This window comes from Nocardiopsis sp. NPDC055824 (genome assembly GCF_053616335.1).
Window position 1 is genome coordinate 1 of the sequence record NZ_JBSHDN010000392.1, and the last position, 2,038, is coordinate 2,038.

At 75.9% G+C, this 2,038-nt stretch carries 1 protein-coding gene; it reads right to left on the reverse strand.

Annotated features, from left to right (window positions below):
• Positions 1 to 59: 59 nt before the first annotated feature.
• On the reverse strand, positions 60 to 1,943 hold the full coding sequence (locus ACWGL3_RS32100) for an HtaA domain-containing protein (RefSeq protein WP_452462158.1): 1,884 nt from the start codon (positions 1,941 to 1,943) through the stop codon (positions 60 to 62).
• Positions 1,944 to 2,038 lie beyond the last annotated feature (95 nt).

Below are 2,038 nucleotides of genomic sequence, written 5' to 3' on the forward strand. Positions count from 1 at the left end.
CGCCCGGGCCGTGCCCGCTCAGGGCCTCCGGTCCGGGCGCCCGCAGGGCGGCTCCGGGGTCAGGCGGCGTCCTCGGGGACCGGGGCGCGGCGCCTGCGGGCGGCGTACACGGCCGTGCCGCCGGCGGCCACGGCCACCGCGGCGGCGGCGAGCAGGCCCGTGAGGGCGGCGCCGGTGTTGGGCAGGCCGGGATCGTCGCCGCCGCCGTCACCCCCGCCGCCGTCACCCCCGCCGTCGCCAGGACCGCCGGGGGTGCCCCCGGCGCCGTCGCCGCCGCCCGGGACCGTGACGGCCTCGTCCACGCTCACCGTCAGGGCGACCGGGTCCAGCGCCGCCCCCTCGGCGTAGAAGTCCGCGAAGGCGGGCACGCCCTCGGCGGTCAGGGAGGCGGGGATCGGGTCCCAGCTCAGGACGCCGTCCGCGAGCTCGTACTCCACCCCGGACAGGTCCAGGTCGGCGAACGCGACGTCCTCGTAGGAGACGAGCTCCTCGCCGGCGAGCGACTTGCTGACCACGTCGGCGTACAGGACGCCCGCGCCGTCCTCGATCTCCACGCGGGGGTCGCTGACCGTCATGTGCAGGAGCGGGTCGGCCCCGTCGTACACGTGGCCCTCGAAGACGACGGTGCCCTCGAAGCCGATGTCGGCCGTGGACGCGGACAGGTCCACCTCGCCGCTGCCGTTCGTGAACGCGTAGGTGCCGTCCTCGTTCGTCGTCGCGCCGTTGCGGGTGCTGATCTCACCGTGGGCGATGTTGCCGGTGATGTAGTCGCGGAAGGACTCCTTCACCCCCCAGTCCGCGCGGCCGTTGTGGACGGTCAGCGGGCCGTCGGGGTCCGTGGGGTCGACGGGGTCCGTCGGCTCCTCGGTGGGCTCCTCCCCGGAGGCGAAGGAGACGGGCGTCCACACGTCCTGGTCGCGGTTGGCGATGTCGGTGTGGTCGTTGAAGACCGCCACGTAGCACTGCGACTCGACGCAGTCGTAGGTGGTGCCGTCCTTGTCGTAGGAGCCGGTCACCGCCACCTCGGTGCTGAAGGCGCCGTCCTCGCCCGGGGCGGTGGCGCCGCGCAGCCACACCGCTCCGGTGTAGTGGGCCGGGAAGGAGTCGGCCGACCGCGGGAGGGCGGTCAGCGCAGCGTAGACGCCCTGGCCCGGGCGGAAGCCGGCGCCCTCGAGGGTGACGGTGTCACCCTCGGGGTCCAGGCCGGAGTCCGGGGCCACGGTGACCCGGGGGGCGGGGTCGGGCCCGCCCGGGTCGGTGACGTCCGCGATGCCGGCGGTGAAGGACAGCGGGTCCATCGGGGACCCGGCGGCGTAGAAGCTCGCGAACGGCTCGACCGCGTCGGCGTGCAGGGTGGCCGCGGCGGAGGCGAAGGCGATCTCCTCGCCCTCGACGGTCAGCTCGGCGCCGGTCAGCTCGGCGACCGCGACCTCTCCGTGCCCGACCAGGTCGCCCGGGGGCAGGTTCGGGTCGGCGCCGCCGAACTCGCGGCTGGTCACGTCGGCGTACACCGTGGCGGCGTCGCCGTCGAACACCACGCGCGGGTCGGAGACCCGGACCTCCAGGACGGGGCCCCGGCCGTAGTCGTGGCCGCTGAAGACGACGGTCCCGGCGAAGTCCACCTCACCGGAGGCGTCCTCCTTGGACACCGAGCCGCCCGCCGTGGGGAAGTCCACGGTGCCGTCGGCCAGCACCGTCGCACCGTCGGAGGCCTCGTAGCCGCCGTGGGCGATCGGCCCCGAGATGTAGTTGCGGAAGGACTGCTTCACGCCCCAGGCGGCCGAGCCCCCCTCGAGGGGCACGGTCTCGTCGGCGGAGGCCGGCGCCGCGGCGACGGCGAGCGAGGCGCCGAGGGCGGCGACACCCGCGTAGGCGGTGAGGGCGCGCAGGGCCCGGCGGGCTCTGCCCGGGGCTCCGCTCCCGCCTGTCGTGGTCGTGGTCATGGGATTCGTCGGTCCAATCGTGAGGGGGATGGGTGGAGGGGACGGCCCCCGGCGCGTGCCGGGGGCCGGCGGGTCGGCGGCCCCTGCCGAGCGGG

Bases quoted from the DNA above. Each gene is read 5' to 3' on its own strand.
- ACWGL3_RS32100 (WP_452462158.1), bottom strand. From the start codon at position 1,943: ATGACCACGACCACGACAGGCGGGAGCGGAGCCCCGGGCAGAGCCCGC.